Annotated in this window: 9 protein-coding genes and 2 pseudogenes; 4 read left to right on the top strand and 7 right to left on the bottom strand. The window is 67.6% G+C overall.

Annotated features, from left to right (window positions below; translation table 11 throughout):
- Positions 1-31: 31 nt before the first annotated feature.
- From ACFC09_RS37730 to ACFC09_RS37740, 3 genes are read right to left on the bottom strand one after another with little or no spacing between them, the layout of a single operon-like run.
- Positions 32-379, bottom strand: coding sequence for a UBP-type zinc finger domain-containing protein (locus ACFC09_RS37730; RefSeq protein ID WP_376536116.1), 348 nt, complete (start codon positions 377-379; stop codon positions 32-34).
- Positions 376-1824 (bottom strand): ATP-binding protein, encoded by a 1449-nt coding sequence (locus ACFC09_RS37735; RefSeq protein WP_376536118.1) that lies wholly within the window; start codon positions 1822-1824, stop codon positions 376-378. The genes ACFC09_RS37730 and ACFC09_RS37735 overlap by 4 nt, the downstream gene beginning before the upstream one ends.
- A complete protein-coding gene (locus ACFC09_RS37740) occupies positions 1821-3494 on the bottom strand; it encodes an FAD-dependent oxidoreductase (RefSeq protein WP_376536120.1) in 1674 nt (557 codons plus the stop codon). Before ACFC09_RS37740 ends, ACFC09_RS37735 begins: the two co-directional genes overlap by 4 nt.
- A gap of 29 nt (positions 3495-3523) precedes the next feature.
- On the opposite strand from ACFC09_RS37740, the gene ACFC09_RS37745 reads away from it, so the two are divergent.
- Both ACFC09_RS37745 and ACFC09_RS37750 read left to right on the top strand, forming a co-directional pair.
- Positions 3524-5029 carry a recombinase family protein gene (locus ACFC09_RS37745; protein ID WP_376536122.1) on the top strand — a complete coding sequence of 502 codons (1506 nt, stop codon included), beginning with the start codon at positions 3524-3526 and terminating at the stop codon, positions 5027-5029.
- 518 nt (positions 5030-5547) lie between these two features.
- A pseudogene (locus ACFC09_RS37750) lies at positions 5548-5913 on the top strand (transposase); the annotation flags it as partial.
- Between the two features lie 19 nt (positions 5914-5932).
- On the opposite strand, the gene ACFC09_RS37755 reads toward ACFC09_RS37750, so the two are convergent.
- From ACFC09_RS37755 to ACFC09_RS37770, 4 genes and pseudogenes are all read right to left on the bottom strand, one after another.
- Positions 5933-6094, bottom strand: coding sequence for a hypothetical protein (locus ACFC09_RS37755; protein ID WP_376536124.1), 162 nt, complete (start codon positions 6092-6094; stop codon positions 5933-5935).
- A 921-nt stretch (positions 6095-7015) separates the two neighbouring features.
- The gene (locus ACFC09_RS37760; protein ID WP_376536126.1) at positions 7016-7417 is read right to left on the bottom strand and encodes a hypothetical protein; all 402 of its coding nucleotides are present in this window, start codon (positions 7415-7417) and stop codon (positions 7016-7018) included.
- Between the two features lie 68 nt (positions 7418-7485).
- Positions 7486-7608: pseudogene (locus ACFC09_RS37765) on the bottom strand (ATP-binding protein); the annotation flags it as partial.
- A 205-nt stretch (positions 7609-7813) separates the two neighbouring features.
- A complete protein-coding gene (locus ACFC09_RS37770; RefSeq protein ID WP_376536128.1) occupies positions 7814-11920 on the bottom strand; it encodes a hypothetical protein in 4107 nt (1368 codons plus the stop codon).
- A 467-nt stretch (positions 11921-12387) separates the two neighbouring features.
- Between ACFC09_RS37770 and ACFC09_RS37775 the strand changes: the two genes are divergently transcribed.
- Together ACFC09_RS37775 and ACFC09_RS37780 are read left to right on the top strand one after the other, a co-directional pair.
- The gene (locus tag ACFC09_RS37775) at positions 12388-19323 is read left to right on the top strand and encodes an RHS repeat-associated core domain-containing protein (protein ID WP_376536130.1); all 6936 of its coding nucleotides are present in this window, start codon (positions 12388-12390) and stop codon (positions 19321-19323) included.
- The gene (locus ACFC09_RS37780; protein WP_376536132.1) at positions 19323-19673 is read left to right on the top strand and encodes a hypothetical protein; all 351 of its coding nucleotides are present in this window, start codon (positions 19323-19325) and stop codon (positions 19671-19673) included. Before ACFC09_RS37775 ends, ACFC09_RS37780 begins: the two co-directional genes overlap by 1 nt.
- Positions 19674-19791: the final 118 nt, after the last annotated feature.

Consider the following 19791-nt stretch of genomic DNA (forward strand, 5'->3'; position numbering starts at 1 on the left):
GCGCTCCTTTCGGGGGGCGCGGGTTTCGGGTTCAGCGGAGGGTTTGTGCCCAGTTCGCCGGTACGCGGCCCGCCGGGCCGGGGACGGGCTGGTCCGTCGGGTGTGCGGCCGGGGGAGCGAGTTCCGGCCCGGTCTCGTACAGCTCCTGTGTGTCGTAGTTCCAGAACCAGTCCTCGTCCGGCTCGAAACTGCGGATCAGCGGGTGGCCGGTGGCCTCGTAGTGGGCGGTGGCGTGCTTGGCGGGGGAGTCGTCGCAGCAGCCTATGTGCCCGCACTCCGTGCAGCGCCGCAGGTGGAACCACCAGCCGCCGGCCTCGTCGCACTCCACGCAGCCGGTGCCGCTCGGTGGGACGGCGGGATCGATCGCGATGTCGGTCATTCTGCCTCCTCAGGTGTCTCGGCGGCCAGCGGGAGCAGGACCTGGAAACGTGTGTCGCCGGGCACCGACGTGACCCGGATACTGCCGTGGTGCTTGTTGACGATGATCCGCCAGGAGATGTCCAGGCCCAGCCCGGTGCCCTCGCCGACCGGCTTCGTCGTGAAGAAGGGGTCGAAGATGCGGTCGCGGATCTCCGGTGCGACTCCAGGACCGGTGTCGCGGAACTCGACCAGGATCTGTTCGTGGACCGGCGCCGTGCGGACGGTCAGCGTGCCCTCGCCGCCCGCGCTGCCGATCGCCGCGACCGCGTTGTCGATCAGGTTGGTCCACACCTGGTTCAGCTCCGCCGGGTAGGCCGTGATCGGCGGAAGCGTACGGTCGTACTCCTTGACGACGTCGATCCGCGGGCCGATCTTGGCGGACAGCATCAGGAGCGTGCTGTCGAGGAGTTCGTGCACGTCCACCACCCGGTAGGGCGCCCGGTCCAACTGCGAGTACTGCTTGGCCGCGTCGACCAGGTGCGAGATCCGGGAGGTGGCGTCCTCGATCTCGTTCATCAGCAGCTCGGTCTCGATCGTGTAGTTGAGCCAGCCGATCGCACCGGGCAGGATCTCCTCGCCGACCGCTGCCGCCACCTCCTCCAGCCAGTCGACGTCGAGCCCGGCCTGCACGAAGATGGGCGCGACCTGCCAGCCGTTGTCGACGCCGTGCTCGTCGAGCCAGTCGGTGAGGGCGTCCTCCCGGTCGGTGGCCTCCAGCGGACTGAGCGAGGGAGCCTTGGCGACCCGTTCCGCGGTGCGTTCCTGGACCTCGATGAGCGCGGCCAACTCCTCGCGGGAGAAGGGGCCCTCGGTGATGACCGCCAGCTTGTGCCGCATCTTCGCCACCCGCTCGCGCAGGGTCGAGGTGGCCCGCACGGCGGCTGCCGCCGGGTTGTTCAGCTCATGGGTGAGACCGGCCGACAACGAGCCGAGCGCCAGCAGCCGTTCCCGCTGCCCGACGGTCGCCTGCGTGTTCTTCGAACCGAAGAACAGCCCCTCCAGCAGGTGCACCGCCATCGGGAACCACTCGCCCATGATGTCCGCGAACGTGTCGGCGGGCAGCACGAAGAACCGCGTCGGCTCGGTGACGCGCATCGAGTTGCGGTACACCTGCCGCACCCGGTCGCCCAGGTATGCCTGCATGGCGCCCGCGTACACGCCGCGCTGCGAGGTGCGGTTGGTCTCCACGTCGTCGCCCGCCACCCGGCGGGACAGGACGACGGTGCCGTCGAGCATGACGTAGAAACAGGTGGCGGGCTCGCCCTCGGTGTACACCGGGCCGGGGTCGTGCAGTTCCACCCGCCCCTCCCGGCACAGCCGGCCCAGCTGCTCAGGTTCGAGTTTCTCGAACAGGAACAGCGTGCCGATCTCCTTGGGACTGCACGGCATCAACCGACCGCTCATGACTGCTCCAGGTACCGGTGGACGAGCATTACGGCCATGGCTCCCTCGCCGACGGCCGACGCGACGCGTTTGGCGGACTCGGCGCGCGCGTCACCCGCCACGAACACGCCGGGAACGCTGGTCTCCAGGTGGTACGGCGGCCGGTCCAGCTCCCAGTGCGCGGGCGGCCTGCCGTCGGCCGTCAGATCGGGCCCGGACAGGATGAACCCGCGCTCGTCGCGCAGCACCGTGCCGTCCAGCCAGTCGGTGAGCGGGGCCGCGCCGATGAACACGAACATCCACTGGGCGTCGACCCGTTCCGTCTCCCCGGTCACCGAGTGCCGCAGCGTCAGCTGTTCCAGGTGGTCCGTGCCGTGCGCGGCCTCGACGACGGTGTGACAGCGCACGAAGATGTTGGGCGCCTCGTTGATCTGCTGGATCAGGTAGTACGACATGGACGCCGACAGGTCCGCGCCGCGCACCAGCAGCGTGACCGACTTGGCGCCCCGGGCCAGGTACATCGCGGCCTGTCCGGCCGAGTTGGCGCCGCCGACGATGTACACGTCGTGCCCCTGGCAGGCGGCGGCCTCGGTCAGCGCGGAGCCGTAGAACACGCCGCAGCCGGTCAGGCCGGTGCAGCCGTCGGCGGTCAACTGCCGGTACTGCACCCCGGTCGCCAGGATCACGCTGTGCGCCGCCACCGCGGAACCGTCCGCGAACCGCACCACCCGCGCCGCGCCGTTGACCTCCAGACCGGTCACCTCGCGGGCGGTGAGGATCTCGGCGCCGAACTTGGCGGCCTGCCGCCGGGCCCGGTCGGTGAGCTGTGCGCCGGAGACACCGTCCGGGAAGCCCAGGTAGTTCTCGATGCGGGAGCTCTGCCCGGCCTGCCCGCCGGTCGCCGACCGCTCCACGAGCACCGTCCGCAGCCCCTCCGAGGCCCCGTACACGGCCGCGCCGAGCCCGGCGGGTCCGCCGCCGATGACGACGAGGTCGTAGAAGTCGGCCGTGGGGGTCGTCGCCAGACCCACCTTCGCGGCCAGCTCCGGCGCCTCGGGTTCGACCAGCACCGTCCCGTCGGGGGTGATCACCAGCGGGAGGTTCTGCCCGTCCTGTCCGGCCGCCGCCAGCAGCCGCCCGCCCTCCGGCTCGTCGACCGAGTACCAGCGGTACGGCACCTGGTTGCGGGCCAGGAACTCCCGTACGTCCGAGGACCGTGCCGACCAGCGGTGACCGACGACCTTGGTGCTGGGCACCGGCCGGTGGTCACTGCTGCGCCAGGACTCCAGCAGGTCGTCGAGCACCGGATACAGCTTCTCCTCCGGCGGGTCCCACGGCTTGAGCAGGTAGTGGTCGAGATCGACCACGTTGATCGCGTCGATCGCCGCGTTCGTGTCCGCGTACGCGGTCAGCAGCACCCGCCGCGCGCCCGGGTACACGTCCAGGGCCTGCTCAAGGAACTCGATGCCGTTCATCTGCGGCATCCGGTAGTCGGCGAGGATCACGGCGACCAGGTCCCCGCGCAGCTTCAGCTCGCGCAGCGCGCCCAGCGCCGATTCGCCGGACTCCGCGCGCACGATCCGGTACGACTCGCCGTAACGGCGCCGCAGGTCGCGGGCGACGGCACGCGAAACACCCGGGTCGTCGTCCACGGTCAGAATTACACCTACGGTGGATTTGGTAGGAGACATAGCACGACCGTAAGAGATGGGGGAGGGCCATGGCGACGGTAATTGGGACACGGACGGCGCGGGAGTACCTGCGGGTGTCCAAGGGCAAGGGGAAGACCGCTCGCAGCATCACCGACCAGCACCGGGACAACATCGCGGCCGAGGCCGACCACGGCCCGTGGACGTGGGGCGAGCCGTACAAGGACACCGGCAGTGCCAGCAGGTACGCGACCAAGACCCGCGACGACTTCGAGAAGCTGCTGGCCGACCTGACGTCCGGCGTGTTCGGCGACCCGGGCGACGTCCTCGTGCTGTGGGAGGTCAGCCGACTCGCCCGCGAGACCGGTCAGGGCGTGGCCCTGATCGACGCGGCGGAGGCGGGCGGCTACCTCATCCACGTGACCAGCTTGGACCGCACCTTCAACCCGCGCAACTACGGCGACCGGCACAGCTTGATCAGCGGCATCAACGACGCGGAGAAGGAGGCCCGGCTGCTCAGCGTCCGTACGCTCAGGGGTGTGAACTCCGCAGTCGGCGACGGCCGCCCCCACGGCAGGATCCCCTTCGGGTACCGGCGCACCTACGAGCTGATCGACGGCCGCCCGCGCCCGGTGTCGCAGGAACCCGACCCCGACGAGGGCCCGCTGGTGATCGAGCTGTTCGAGCGCGTGGCCGGCTGGAACGGCCGCAAGCGCGAGTCCATCCGCGCCGTGGCCCTGGACTGGGAGCGGCGCGGCATCCGCAGCCGGGAGAACGGCGTGGTGCTCACCCGCCAGAACCTGGCGCAGACCCTGAAGCGCAAGGCGTACATCGGCATCCGCGTGCACCAGGGCACCGAGCGGCCCGGCAGCTGGAAGCCGCTCATCGAGCGCGAGCTGTGGGACGCCGTGCAGCGTGTCCTCGCCGACCCGGCGCGCAAGACCCACACCGGCACGCAGATCAAGCACGTACTGACCGGAGTGCTGCGCTGCGACACCTGCGGCGGCAAGGTGTCCTTGCGCCCCGGCGGCAAGGCATATGACGGCCGCCTGGTCTACCGGTGCTGGGGCCGCGACTGCTTCACCATCGACAAGGCACAGACCGACCGGTTCCTGATCGGCGACGCCGAGCACCCCGGCGTGCTGCTGGCCTATCTGCGCCGTCCGGACGTGGCCGAGGCACTGACCCCCGACGACGACTCCGAGCTGTCCGCCATGCGCGCCGAACTGCTCCGCCTCCGTGGCGAGCTGGAGGAACTGGAGGCCGCCGAGGCGCCCAAGACCGCGCGTGCCCGGATCCGGCGGACCAACGACATGGAGGAGTTGGAGGCGGACATCTCCGTCCTTGGCGTGAGGCTGTCCAAGCTCACCGCGCCGGTCCCGCTCGCCCGGCTCCTGCCCGACGACCCGGCGGCGGACCTGGTCGGCTGGTGGCAGGCCGCGCCGGTCACTGTGCAGCGCGCCGTCGCCTCAATCTTGCTGTCGCCGTCCGGGCCGCTCGGTCAGCCCCGGGTCCGGCGCGTGGCCGACAGCCCGTCTGCCGCCGTGCCGGACCGGATCCAGTGGGCGACGGGTTGAGCCACGCCAGCCCCGAGTCCAGGCCCCCGCTTCGGCGGGGCCTTCTTTGTTACTTCTGTGTGGGCATGAACTTCCGGGCACGGGGACTGACACTTTTCTGGGGCCGCCGAGGCCCTCAAGGGGCATCTGACCAGCCGAAATATTGTTTGAGGCAGCTCCTGTCCCCCCGCTCGGCGGGCCGACTATGAGCACATACGCATTTAAGGCCATGCTGCAGAGCTGACCGACGCCACATCCGGACGCTCCACGGCCTACGGAGGCTTTAACGACGCCGCGCCCTGGGCCGCCACTTGCTCAGGCTCGTGGCCTCACGGCTCAGCATCCTGCTGGACGCCGCCCGCCCGTACATCCGCCACGGTGGGCGACGTCCGCACCCGCGCGGCGGATCGCGCCGCACCCCGGCCGACCACCGCCGCTGCCTGAGACCATCGGACTCACGGGCACACTCCCGACCCGGTTCGCCGAACCAGCCGTCCCGCGCGATCCCGCGAGCTGACGCCGGCGACTTGCTCGGCGCCGGCGCCGGCCTCTCCGAGAACGCCATGGGAATACGCCTCCTCGACCAGGCGAAAGAAACCTACCCCACCATCACGAAAAGCTGGGTCGACACCGGGTTCAAAAATGCTGTCGTCGAGTACGGGGCTCGCCTCGGAATCGACGTTGAAGTTGTCAACCGCAACCCAGAAAAGCGCGGCTTCCACGTCGTGAAAAGGCGCTGGGTAGTGGAGCGGAGTATCGGCTGGATCATGATGCACCGCCGTCTTGCCCGCGACTGCGAGACGCTCACAGCCAGCTCCGAGGCGATGATCCACACCGCCTCAATCGACGACCTCACCAAGTGCATAACGGACGAAAGTACACCAACCTGGCGAGGGGTCTACTAGGGCATACAGGACAATGCGCCTAGATCAAATGCCCTCTCAGATACCTGGTGTAGAGATCTCGACGCGCGTCCTGCACGCGGTTCGCCTGTTCGCGGCGGTGCCGCGCGCGGTCGACGAGCAAAGTGGCGCCGATGCCCAGCAGGGCGCCGATGGCTGTGCTGAGCTGTTTCCCCCAGTTCATGAGCGGCACGGTAGTTCCACCGGCTAGCCTTGGAAACCGCGTCGCTGATTACTGGCGGGCTCGCCTCTATTCAGCTGTCGCGAAGAGGGGTGCAGTTGGCCCGCCGTGTTGCATTCTGGCGAGGCGAGCGTGATGCGGATCACTGCCCTTCGCCTTTCTCGCCTTCGGGTGCATCCGCGGCCGTGCGGCATGTAGTCGATCGCTTGCTCGAAGGCGATGTCATCGGTGTGACCTAGAGTCCTGGCCATGACGACTCTGATGATCGACGCTGGCCCGTTTGCACCGGACTCGCTGGTGACCCGGACGGGTGGAGTGCCCCTGGCTCCCGCAGGCACTGAATGGCCGTGCTGCGCGTCGTGTGAGGGCCCGATGCAGTTCCTCGCCCAGGTCGTCCTGAATGACCTTGATAGAGGGGCAGCGGAGAGCAACCGCCGAGTTCTCGCCTTGGTCGCCTGCCAGAACGACCCAGGTATGTGCAGCGACTGGGAGCCGACCTCGGGAGGGAACCGCGCCCTACTCTTCCCACTGGATGGCCTTGAGTCGCTGCCCCGACCCGAAGGTGCCGAGGAAGCTCTGCTCGTGCTCGGCGATGTCCGGGCCATCGATCTGGAGCAAGAGTCCGAGGATGGCTACGACCTGGCCCGTGAAGCCTGGGCGGCGAGGAGCGCACGCCCCGAATCGTCCGTGCTTGGGCAGCTTGGAGGGCAGCCCGCCTGGATTCAGGGCGATGAGACCCCCTCCTGCCCTTCGTGTGCTGGCACGATGCCGTTCGTCGTGCAGCTTGAGGAAGGGCCAGATCACAGCACCGCCATGAATTTCGGCGGCGCGGGCTGTGCATACGCGTTCGCCTGTCAGCCGTGCGACCGTGCCTTGCTCCTGTGGCAGCGCTGAGTCGCGCTCGGAGCACTGATTCGACCGCGCTCAGCTGCATGTGCCGATCACCTGCGTCCGTGGGGCGGGAAGACGGGCGATCCGAGTGCCTGCCGCGGAGGCTTCCCGCAGCCGGATGATTTCCTCGTGCTGGGCGGCGAGCCGGGCCAGGGCCTGCTCGCGGAAGTCGGTCAGCTCGGTGTTGGCCTGTTCTGCCTTCGCGAGTCGCTCCTTGAGCTTCGCGTTCTCGATCTTGAGGCGGGCGATCTGGGCTTCGCGCGGGTCGGATGTCTCCCCGGCCTGCTGGAGCGCCAGAAGGCGGCGTTCGAACTCGGCGCGGAGGTGGCCGTAGGGGCGGGTGCCGTAGAAAGCGGTGCGGTCGACCCTCGCCTCCTGGGCGAGGGTCTTGACGTCACACTTCCTGCCGGGCGGGACCTCGCCGCGCAGGAGCACGGCCCATCGCGGCCCGGATTGTTCGCATCTGGGTGCGCCACTGAGTACGAAGCTATGTGCACTACTGCTCAGGCCACGTCGGTGTTCCGTTCGATGGCCTGGAGACGGTTCTTGAGCCGGAAGCTGTTGCCGTTGATCGGGACGACCTCACAGTGGTGCAGGAGGCGGTCGAGCATCGCGGTAGCAAGGACACCTGTTGCTGCCGACGATCTGGCACTCCTCCAGGGTGCCCACCCCCTGCTCCGTGAGCGGGAGTATGCCTCCCGCTCACGGAGCAGCTTCTTGCGTCCCTGCGGTGTCCGGACCTTGTTGGTCCCGAAGGCCATTGCATCCCCGCAGTCGGGCGGCGCGGTGATCGCTAAAACTCAAGGGGTTCGTACGGGGACGTCATTTGTGTCAGGTGTCGGGGCCGAGGGTGGTCAGGTCGATGGTGGTGGTGATGGTGTTGTAGGCGTTGGTGGTGAGGTTGATGTGGTCGCCGGTGTCGTAGTCGGTGGGGGCTGTGCCGGCGTTGAGTATCAGTGGTGTGGGGTCTGCTGTGCTGGTGGGGTCCGGGACGGCTACGGCTGATTCGGCGTCTGTGTAGGTGACGGTTGGGGTGCTGTAGTCGACCTGGTCGGTGATCCAGCTGTTGGTGGCGACGCGGTTGGCGTCTGCTTCGGTGGTGCAGGGGGCGTAGCCCTGGCAGGGGGTGAGTGTGGTGAGGATGACCTTGATGCCCCAGCCGCGGAGTTGTGTCAGCAGCAGGTCGTATGCCTGTTCCAGGCTGATGTCCTCGGCGCCGGAGGTGATGTCTTTCAGTCCTTCGTCGACGATGACCGTGGTGATGCCCGGCAGTGCGAGTACGTCTCGGTCCAGGCGTGTGAGGACGGCGGGTCCGCCTGGGCTCTGCTCGGTGGCGATGCGGTTGCTTTCGATGCCAGAGGCCACGACGCCGTAGTCGGGGATGTTCTGGGTGTTGGTCTGGAGGCTGGTGGCGAGGTTGTCGGAGATGCGGGGTGCGGCGGGGTTGGCCTTGGATACGGAGGCGGCGGGGTCGACGAGGTTGTCGCCGAGGACGGCTACGGTGGGTTGGCTGCCGTTGGTGGTGACGTCGATGTTGGTGAGGATGTCGGTGAACCATCCCCAGTAGACACCAGCGCCGGTGAAGGCGGTGGTGGCGGTGTCGGTGGTGTGGTCGCCGGAGCCGACTGCACTGACGTACTGGGTGGTTGCGCCGGCCCAGCCGTGCTGGACGAGATAGGGCACGTCATTGGCCAGGTGGAGACTGATCATGATGCGTTTGCCGGGTGTGGCGGTGTGGCTGACGGGGTCGCTGTAGACCTCGCCGCCGATGGGGATGGTGACTGTCTTGCTGCCGCCGTTGAAGGTGAGGTCGGTGGGGGTGGCGGTGGGGGCGGCTCCGGATGCCTGGGTGGCGATGGTGGTGTGGTCGATGGTCAGCGGGGTGCGGCCGAGGGCGTTGGAGAGCCGGATGCGGACGCTGGAACCCGCGACGCTGGGGTCGGCGGTGATGCGGAAGGTCTGGTCCTTGTAGTCGGTGCCCTCGTAGTTGAACGCGCCTTCGTTGGGGGCGCTCCACGCGCCGGTCCAGGCGGCGCCGCCTGGTGCGCTCGTGGTGTCGCGGACGGCCATGCCGAAGATGTGCAGGCCGGGGACGTACTTGCGGGCGGTGTCAGCGAGGTCGGGCAGGGTGACGGAGCTGAGCTGTGCGCCCGGTTTGAGGGGGACGGCGAAGGCGTAGATGTTGGTGCTGCGGGTCTCCTGTGTGCCGTTGGTGTGGTTGCGGTGGGGGAGGGTGACCGTGGCGAGGGCGTTGGAGCCGGAGACCCAGTCGGGGACGGTGAGGTGGTAGGCGCCGGTGCTGCCGTCGGCGTAGGTGACGGACCCGTAGGGGCCGCCCGCCCGGCAGTCTTCGTACTGCCCGTTGCCGAGGGTGCATTCTGTGCCGCTGACGGAGGTGCCGTCGGGGATGACGGGACTGGAGTAGTCGTCGTCGGCGCGCTGGGAGCTGACGGCGCCGTAGGTGGCGAAGCCGAGGAAGACCAGGGCTCGGCCGCTGCCGTTCAGCTGGATGGTCTGGTTGGCGGCCAGGACGTTGTCACCGGAGGCGGAGGCGAAGGTGGGCAGGGTGAACGTGGCCCCGTCCACGGTGAGCTTTCCGCCGGGCTGCCAGCCGGCGGCCTTGAGGTCCTGTAGTGACATGGTCGCGCCGACTCCGTCGGCGTCGGCGGCTGCCTGGTTGCTGTTGTCGGTGACGGCGGTGTTGTTGAAGGCGGTCTGGAGGCTGGAGTAGGTCTTCTGGGTGTGGCCGAGGGCGGTGAACTGGTACTGCTGCTGGGTCGATACGTTTCCGGCCGAGTCGACGGCATAGGCGTAGAGGGTGTGTGTACCCGGGGCAGTGGGGGTGACGGAGATGGTCGCGGTGTTGCCGGAAGCCGTTGCGACCTCGGAACTCGGGGTGTTGGAGGTGGGCGGGCTGTCGTCCAGGTTGTAGAGGAACTTGGTGGCGCTGCTGGTGGTGAGGGTGAAGTGGCCGGTGGTGCCCGCGGCTGTGATGCCGGGGGCGTCCTCGGGGTAGAGGCCGTCCTTGTCGGTGACGGTCGGCGCGTCCGGGGCGGTGAGGTCGACGGTGAAGTGACAGCTGGACGAGGCGGCGCTGGTGTCCTCGCCGTCGCTGGAGGTGACGCTCCAGCCGACCGTGTCACCGGTCGCCAGTCCGCTCATGAACGTGGACGACAGCTGCTTGGGGGCGTTCGCGCCGCTGGCGACCGTGGCAGTGGTCGTGGTGGTGGCGGGTTTGCCGCTGATCCAGTACTTGTAGGTCGCCGCCAGGGCGTCCTTGTCGCCGTCGCTGACCACGGCGTTGAGCGTGGGCGGCGTGGTGACCAGCGTCTTGCCGATGACCGGATACGGGGCGGTGGTGCCGCAGCCGACCGAGTGCGTGCCGAACTTGGCCGCCAGGGTGCCGGGCTTGCTGGGGATGTGGTTGTACTCGATGGACATCGAAGGGTTGTTCGCGAACCGTTTGAAGTAGGCGCCGTCGCCGCTGCCCTCCTGGCTGCCCACCAGGGCGAAGGTCCAGCTCGAATCCTTCGCGGCGGCCTTCTTGGCGATCGTCGAGGTGACGGAGAACCCGCCCGAGGGCTGGCTGCTGCATGCGGGTCCGAAGCTCTTGGCCGTCACGTAGCTTGAGAGTGCGGGCTTGTTGTTCCAGGTGGTGCCGGAGCCGATGGACCCGGTGAGGTACAGCTTGACGTCGGAGGAGAGGCTGCAGCTGGCGGAGTAGTTCTCCTTGACGTCGACGGTGGCGGAGACGATGTGGGCGCCCCGGACGTTGGAGGGGATGCCGAGCTGGAAGTAGGAGCGTTCGACGCCGATACAGCCCGACCAGCTGTTGTAGCCGACGCCGGGGTCTCCGTACTGGGTGGAGTCGTAGTTCTTCGCCGTCGGGCAGCCTTGCTGGGTCTCGACGTAGTGCTGCTTGCTGCCGGTGGCGTAGTGCGGGTTCCAGGTGGGGTCGATGAAGACCGGATACCGGGTGGCGGTACCGGTGAGCAGTTCCTGGTCCGGCGTCAGGGAGAGGGTGGAGCCGCTGACGTCGTCGGTGACGTGGGCGACCTGAGCGCCGATACCCGGGCCGGTCGCGTCGGTGTCCGTGGTGCTCGCCGTGTCAGCGGGTGCCGGATTTGCCGTGCTACGGGATTCGGCGAGCCGTTGTGCCGACGTACTGCTGGTGGAGGAGTCCCACATCAGGGGCTGGGGTGCACTGAACATCACCTGGCCCGTCGGCGTGGCGGCCTGCAGGTTGTCGTGTTCGTCGTCGCTGACTGTCACTCCGGTGGTGTGAGTGGTCAGCTTCAGGGTGGCCAGCGCGGGATTGGCGGCCGCTTCGGCGGTCTTGACGACGATGAGTTCGGAGAAGCCCCCGAGGGTGTTGGCGGTCAGCCGCAGGTCCACGTCTTTGAGCACGTCGGGGTAGGTGATGGTGGCACCTGAGACGGTCGGCGTGGGCAGCTGCTGGGTCCAGGAGAAGGCGAGTTCGGTCTTGCCGCTCGTCATGGACACCAAGGGTGTGGTGCCGCCGCCGGAGAAGGCCAGGGGTTCGGCTGATGCTGTGGGGCTGTAGCTGCCGTCCGGGTTCTGCTGGAGGGTGGCGTCGACGGGTGCCCATGCGCCGTCCTTGCGGACGCGTTCGGGCAGCAGGCTGGTGGTCCAGGTGACGGTGTCGGACGGATTGGCCTGGGCGGTGGCGGTCTCTGTTGTCAGCGCGTCGACCTGGACCGGGCTGCCGGTGGTGGCCGCGTTGCTCTGAGCTGCTGCCAGGGCTGACTGCTGGTCCTTGGTCAGCCCTGAGTCGTCCGCGGGGCGGGTGGTGCCCAGGGGGCCGTCCGGTGGGGTCTGCGGCAGGGGCGGGGCGGGTGTGGAGACCGGCGGCATACCGGCGCCGTCGTCGGCCACGGCGGGCAGGGCGGGCGCCAGCGACAGAGTCAGTGCACCCACAGCCGCGGCAATCAGTAGCAGGCCGGGATTTCGCGGTTTCTTTTTGAACGGTCTGCTCGCGTAGCGCGAGCGGAAAGGGCCGGACATTTACCCCCCATGATGAGTCCGATAGAAAAGCCGATGGGCGCGAGGAGGGTATCCGTAATTTAGTCAAAGGGACAAGTGATGGCCGAAAACTGTCTGCTGTGGGCATCCGTAGCGAGTGCGTGGCATCTGCAACTTGATATATGGAGTGAGGTGTTGAGGGACCTTTGGGGTGTTGGTCCGTTTCATTGATCTATGTATGCCGCACTTGGCGTTCCTTGACTTCAACTGGAGATGTTCATGGCAACTTCTATAGTTGATCATTACTGTGAAGGGTCTGTGAAGTTGATTTTCGTCCTGATTGAATTCCCCTTCGGCAGTCACGCTGAATTGGGGGGTCTGGGGTGCGTCGGAATTCGCTGTGGCGGATTTGCGGGAGATCCATGCGTATACGCAGGGCGCCCGCTCTGTGGATCGTCGCCGTTACCGCGCTGGGCTTGCTGACCGCATTCCTTTCTCCGCAGGCAGCCCTTGCCGACGGGAGCGGGCACGACTATCTGGTCAAGGCCGGGAAAGAACGGTCGGTGCCTGTGTCGGCGGTCAAGGGCAAGGCCGCCAAGGTGCCGGACATGGCGCGCTGGAGTACTTCCCAGGCCCACAGGTCGTGGCCCGCGGCCGGTTCGTCGGAGGCGTCGGTGCCCGCACAGGGCGCCGCGGCACGGCATGCCGGAGACCTGCCGGTCGCGGTTTCGGCGGCGAAGACGAAGAAGGGGCACCGGGTCAGTGCAGGCACCAAGGTCCGCGTGAGCCTGCCCGGTCAGACGGCCGCCCAGAAGCTCGGCGTGCACGGCGTGGTCTTCACCGTCCGGCCGGACCAGGCCACCTTGGGCGGCAGCGCCCAAGTCGCCCTGGACTACTCGGCGTTCAAGGATGCCTACGGCGGTGACTGGGCCGGACGGCTCCGCCTGGTCGGTCTGCCGGCCTGTGCGCTGACCACCCCGCAGTCCGCCGCGTGCCGCAAGCAGACTCCGCTGACCTCGACCAACGACGCCAAGTCCCGGACGGTCTCGGCCGACGTCGCGCTGCCCCCCGCCTCCGCCACCGCGCAGCCGGTGGTGCTGGCGGCGGAGGCGAGTGCGTCGGGTGGCGGTGGCAGCTACGCGGCCACGTCTCTGGCTCCGTCCGGGCAGTGGTCGGCGGGCAGTTCCAGCGGCGCGTTCAGCTACTCGTATCCCGTCTCGGTGCCGGATGTTCCCGGCGGTCTGGTTCCGAGTGTGTCGCTGGACTACAGCTCGCAGAGTGTGGACGGGCGGACGTCCTCGACGAACGCCCAGTCGTCCTGGATCGGTGACGGCTGGGACTACTCGCCGGGTTTCGTCGAGCGCAGCTACGCCTCCTGCTCGGACGATACGGCGAGCGGTTCGCCGAAGACCTCCGACGAGTGCTGGTCGGACGCCGTGGACGGTCTCACGCTGTCGCTGAACGGCTCGTCGAACACCCTCGTCCACGACGACGCCACGAACACCTGGCATCCGCAGGGTGACAACGGCGAGAAGATCGAGATCAAGACTGACACGGTCAACGGGGACAATGACAACGAGTACTTCATCGTCACCACCGCCGACGGGACGAAGTACTACTTCGGGTTGAACCGGCTGCCCGGGTGGGCGTCGGGCAACGCGACCACCGACTCGGTGTTCACGACACCCGTGTACGGCAACGACGCGAACGAGCCCTGCCACGCGTCCGCCTTCGCGGATTCCTGGTGCCGGCAGGCGTACCGGTGGAACCTCGACTATGTCGTCGACCCGCACGGCAACGCGATCAGCTACTGGTACACGCCCGAGACCGGTTTCTACGGCAGGGACAATTCCACTGACCCCACCGCATACACCCGTGGCGGCTATCTCGCCAAGATCCAGTACGGGCAGGTGGCGGGGAGGGTGTACGACACCACCGCACCGGCTGCCGCCCAGGTCTTCTTCGACACCTCCGAGCGCTGCCTGCCCGACTCCGGCTCCGGCTTCGACTGCGCCCCGTCGAAGATGACGGCGGCCAACGCCGCGCACTGGCCGGACGTTCCCGTCGACCAGACCTGCGCGTCCTCGGGCACCTGCAACAACCACGGTCCGGCGTTCTTCACCACCCAGCGCCTGACGGGCATCCGCACCCAGACCCTGGTCGGCACCGGCTACCAGGACGTGGACGCCTGGACGCTCAGCCAGACGTTCCCGTCGACCGGGGACACCACCACCCCGTCGCTGTGGCTGAGCCAGATCGTGCGCACCGGCAAGGACGGGGGCAGCCTTGCCCTTCCGCCGGTGAAGTTCGTCGGGCAGGCGCTGGCCAACCGGGTCGACGGCCTGGACGGCTACCAGCCGATCACCCGCTACCGGATGACCACCGTCACCACCGAGTCCGGTGAGGTGATCACGGTCAACTACAGCGAGCCGGAGTGCCATCGAGCGGGCACGACGAAGTTGCCGTCCAGCGAGGACGGCAACACCTACCGCTGCTACCCGCAGTACTGGACGCCACCTGGCCAGACCACGCCGCAGCTGGACTGGTTCAACAAGTTCGTCGTCAACTCCGTGACGGCGCAGGATCCCAAGGGCGGCGGGCTGCCCGTGCAGACGTCCTACAGATACGTCGGTGACCCGGCCTGGCACTTCAACGACGACCCGCAGACCCAGGCCAAGTACCGCACCTGGAACCTGTGGCGCGGCTACGGCACGGTCGAAGCCCGCACCGGCACCTCCCCTGAGAAGATCACCCTGTCGCGGCAGACGTACTTCCGCGGGATGGACGGCGACAAGACGTCCACCGGCACCCGCACCGTCACCCTCGACGACAGCGCCGGAGACGACGCGCAGAAGGACTCCGACTGGCTGGCCGGCCAGACCTTCGAGGCACAGTCCTACAACGGCGACGGCGGCGCACTGCTGTCGGACACCGTCAGCGACCCGTGGAGTTCGGCGGCGACGGCCACCCAGTCCCGTACGAAGGCGGGCCTGGATCCACTGGTCTCGCGTCGCACCAACGTCAAGCGGACCCGTGCGACGTCCACCAAGGCGGCCGGCACCAGCCAGACCACCGAGGTCGACTACACGATCGACGCTGACAGCGGTCTGCCCACGGCCATGGACGACAAGGGCGACGTAGCGACGTCCACGGACGACAAGTGCACCCGTACCTGGTACGCGGCTGACGCCGCCGGCCATCTCCTGCCGACCCCGCGCCGGGTGCAGGAACTCTCGGTCGCCTGCTCGGTGACACCCACTTACCCGAATGACCTGCTCAGCGACGATCTGACCTTCTTCGACAATTCCACCGACAACACCGCGACGCCCACCAAGGGCGATGTGACGATGGTGCAGAAAGCCGACTCGGCCGCCGCCGACGGCACCATCCACCACATCACGGCGCTCAAGAACACATATGACACCTACGGCCGCGAAATCAGCGAGACCGACGCGGACGAACGGGTCACGGCCACGGCGTACACCCCGGCGAGCGGTGCGTCCCCGACGTCCATCAAGGTCACCCAGCCGAAAGTCACCGGTCAGACGGCCGGTTTCGCCACCACGACCACCCTGGACCCGGCCCGCGGACTGGACCTGAAGACCACGGACGCGGCCGGCTACTCCACCACCAGCACCTACGACCCGCTGGGCCGCCTGACCGCCGTATGGGATCCGGGCTTCCCCACCAGCAACAACCCGAACACCAAGTACAGCTACAACCTCACCCCCGATGCCCCGTCCACGGTGACCACGCAGACCCTCACGGACGACAACGCCTACCGCACCTCCGTCTCGATCTACGACTCGATGCTGCGTCCCCGTGAGACGCAGACGGCAACGGTCGACGGTGGCCGTACGATCACCGACACCGTCTACGACAGCCACGGCTGGCCGGTCAGCGCCTCCGACGTCTACTACAACACCGGCGCCCCCTCCGGCACGCTGGTCGACGCCGCCGACAACCAGACACCCTCACAGACCGCGACCCTCTACGACGGCGCGGGCCGGGCAACGGCCTCGATCGCCTACCACTTCGCCTCGGAGACCTGGCGCACCACCACCGCCTACCCCGGCTCCGACCGCGTCGACGTCACCCCGCCCGCCGGAGCCACACCCACCACCACCTACTCCGACGCGCGCGGCCAGACGGTCAGACTGCTGCGCTACCACGGCACCACGCCCACCGGGGCGGCCGACACCGCCACCTACAGCTACGACGCGGCCGGCCACCAGACCGGCCAGGACGACGGCCAGGGCCACGCCTGGAGCAGCACCTATGACCTGCTCGGCCGCCAGGTCTCCCAGACCGACCCCGACACCGGCCACTCCACCTCGCACTACGACAACGCCGGCCAGTTGCAGAGCACGACCGACGCCCGCGACAAGACCATCAGCTTCGAGTACGACGAGATGGGCCGCAAGAAGGCCGAGTACGACACGACAGGTGACGTGGCCCCTTCCGCCGCCAATGAGCTGGCGGCGTGGACGTACGACACCCTGAAGAAGGGCAAGCCCACCTCCTCCACCCGCTACACGGGCGGGACCGGCGGCGCGGCCTACACCAGCAAGGTCCTCGGCTACGACAGCCACGGCTGGGTCCAGGCCACCCAACTGGTGATCCCCGCCGCTGAGGGCACGCTGGCCGGCACCTACCTTCACCAGAACAGATACAACCTCACCGGCACCCTCCAGTCGTACACCGACCAGGACCCGACCACCGTCAAGCTCCCGGAAGAGACGGTCTCCTACACCTACGACGCCTACGACCGCCCCATCGGCGTGGGCGGCGACACCAACGGCTGGGCCTACGTCAGCGGTCTGACCTACACGGAGTTCGACGAGCCGCAGCAGTTCACCTACGGCACTTCCGGAAACTTCGCCCAGCAGACCCTCAGCTACGACGACCAGACCCACCGCCTGACCGGCTCCACCACCGTCACCCAGTCCGGCAGGGCGATAGCGGACAAGACCGGATACAGCTACCAGCCGTCCGGCAACGTCACGAAGATCTCCGACAAGCTGGAGACCGGCCAGAGCGACACCCAGTGTTTCGACTACGACTGGGCCCAGCGCCTGAAGGCGGCCTGGACGGCGACCGACGACTGCGCGGCCACGCCCGCGCCGGGCTCCTCCACCACCGTGGGCGGGCCCTCCCCGTACTGGCAGTCCTGGACCTACGACAACACCGGAGCCCGCGCGACACAGACCGACCACGACCCCTCCGGCAACACCTCCCACGACGCGACATCCACGTACACACCCGCCACGGCGGACCAGGGGCACGCCCACGCCGTGGGCGAGGTGGACACGACGGTACCGGGCGACCCGGCCTCCGACACCAGCAACTTCTACACCTACGACCAGGCCGGCAACGCCCACACACGCACCACCCGCGCGGGTACCGACACCTTCACCTACGACTCCGAAGGCAGACTCTCCCAGCTGTCCTCGACCGGCACGGCCGCCGACACGACATACCTCTACGGCACCGACGGCGCCCTGCTCATCCGCCACAGCCCCGACGCCACCACCCTCTACACCGGCGACGAGGAGATCACCGCCACAAAGGGCGCCACCAGCGCCGACGGCCTGCGCTACATCTCCATCGCCGGCCAGACCGTGGCCACCCACACCTCCGACGGCAAGTTCACCTACCTGATCCCCGACCGGCAGGGCACCGGCACCCTGGAGATCGACTCCCAGACCCAGCAGGTCACCCGCCGCCAGTACAAACCCTTCGGCGAGACACGCGACCAGAGCGGTACCTGGATCGGCCAACACGGCTACGTCGGCGGCACCCAGGACGACAACACGGGCCTGACCAACCTCGGCGCCCGCGAGTACGACCCCACCATCGGCCGCTTCCTCAGCCCCGACCCCCTCATGGACCCCGGCTCACCCCAGTCGTGGAACGCCTACGACTACGCCGACGACACCCCCGTCACCACCTCCGACCCCACCGGCGCCTGCGCCGACATCGACTGCCCCACCCGCAACTGCCCCAACTGCATCAACGGCACCCCGATCGACCCGGACTCCATGCAGCGGGCCATGCACGACCACCCCGGCTCGGGCAGCACCCCCAACAACACCAAGGCATACGCCAAGCGCTACAAAGCCGAAGTCAGCAACACCACGTCCCACGCCCAGGCCGAGGAACGCGCCCTTCAACGACAGAAAGCCACCGCCGACGCAGCAGCAGCCGCCGCCAGAAAACAGGCGTCCGGCTTCAAACACCGGCTGCTCAGCCTCGTCGCGGACGTCATCGGAGTCACCGACGCCTACAACTGCTTCACCAAGGGCGACGTCATGGGCTGCATCAACACCGCCCTGACCGCCGTCCCGTGGGGCAAGATCTTCAAGGCCGTCAAGGTAGGCGTCGAAGCCTTCAAGGTCTGGCGCGCCCTCGACCGCGCGTTCACGGCCGTCAAGGACGCCGAAGAAGCCGCCAAGGTCGCCGACGACGCCCTCGCGACCGAACGCGCCATCGTGGAGGCAACGAAGACGGAAGGCGCCGGCGCGGAAGCCATCGGCTGCGCGGTCCACAGCTTCGTACCCTCCACCGCGGTCCGCCTGGCAGACGGCTCCTCAAAACCGATCAGCAAGATCACGCCCGGGGACACGGTCCTGGCCACCGACCCCCAGACCGGCGTCACCGCCCCGGAGAAGGTCCAGCGGGTCATCGTCACCCGGACGGACAAGGACTTCACCACCCTCACCCTGGACACGGCCCCCACCCGCGGCCCACCCCACAAGACACACACCCACACAGCAGCCAAACAGACCCTCACCACCACCTGGCACCACCCCTTCTGGGACGTCACCCACCACCGCTGGACCGACGCCCACGACCTCACCCCCGGCACTCGCCTCCGCACCACCGACGGCACAACCGCCACGGTCACCGAGGTCCACAACTTCCACCAGCACCAGACGACCTACGACCTCACCGTCGGGACCCTGCACACGTACTATGTGCTCGCGGGGGCTACGCCGGTACTCGTACATAACTGTGGCGAGCAGATATATGAGGCGGGTGGAAAGCACGGTTCTGAGGCGCGAGGCAGTTCCCGTGGTGAAAATAGCGCTGAGCCTCGGGATGGACAGGGAGCGCTGGATAACTCGGTTCAGATTAAGCCCACTTCTCCACGCCGAGTTGGGGTTGACCCTTCCAACGGAGACACTGTGATTCTGGACCGAACTGGCGAAGTCCCCTGCGGCTGTACTACGCCTGGTGGAACTAACGAGATTTACCACGGGCACGTTCGAACCAATTTGGGCACAGATCCAGGTATGGCAAAAGCGCAGGCCGTCCTACGGAGGGGCATCAAGGCAGGACTGATTAAGGTGCCGTGATGAATCACGAACAACGGGAACTAGAAGATTGGCGGGCAGCCATGGTGTCTGACCTTGAGGGTTCGGACACCAGGCTAGCCACCAGGGCCCTGCTGGCGTTGACGTATGACGATCCAGACCGTAGGGCGGTTGAAGTCATATTGCTCCGTCAGATTTCTCCTGAAGTTGACGATCAAGTTAGGGCTCTGGCTGTAACTTGCATGGGTCACATCGGAAGAATTCATCAAGCGGTGAGTGTCGATGTAGTCAATTGCCTCGAAGGATTGCTCAACGATCCAATATTGGGCGGTCGTGCAGAGGATGCACTCGACGACATCAGATCTTTCGTGCGTGGCAAGTTGGATCTTTAGCGGTCTAAGGTCTTTTTTCGAAGACGAGTTCTGATGTCGGCAGGTGTTGACTGGTCTCGAATGTCGCAACGCTAGTGCCGAAACGCCGATGGAGCCCCTCCGGAATGAAATTCCGGAG

Origin of the sequence: Streptomyces sp. NPDC056161, assembly GCF_042268025.1 — a bacterium.
Classification (GTDB): Bacteria; Actinomycetota; Actinomycetes; order Streptomycetales; family Streptomycetaceae; genus Streptomyces.

Excerpts from the sequence above, each read along its gene's own strand:
- ACFC09_RS37755 (WP_376536124.1), bottom strand. The coding sequence starts at position 6,094 with ATGAACTGGGGGAAACAGCTCAGCACAGCCATCGGCGCCCTGCTGGGC.
- ACFC09_RS37745 (WP_376536122.1), top strand. The coding sequence starts at position 3,524 with ATGGCGACGGTAATTGGGACACGGACGGCGCGGGAGTACCTGCGGGTG.
- ACFC09_RS37730 (WP_376536116.1), bottom strand. The coding sequence starts at position 379 with ATGACCGACATCGCGATCGATCCCGCCGTCCCACCGAGCGGCACCGGC.
- ACFC09_RS37780 (WP_376536132.1), top strand. The coding sequence starts at position 19,323 with ATGAATCACGAACAACGGGAACTAGAAGATTGGCGGGCAGCCATGGTG.
- ACFC09_RS37735 (WP_376536118.1), bottom strand. The coding sequence starts at position 1,824 with ATGAGCGGTCGGTTGATGCCGTGCAGTCCCAAGGAGATCGGCACGCTG.
- ACFC09_RS37740 (WP_376536120.1), bottom strand. The coding sequence starts at position 3,494 with ATGTCTCCTACCAAATCCACCGTAGGTGTAATTCTGACCGTGGACGAC.
- ACFC09_RS37775 (WP_376536130.1), top strand. The coding sequence starts at position 12,388 with ATGCGTATACGCAGGGCGCCCGCTCTGTGGATCGTCGCCGTTACCGCG.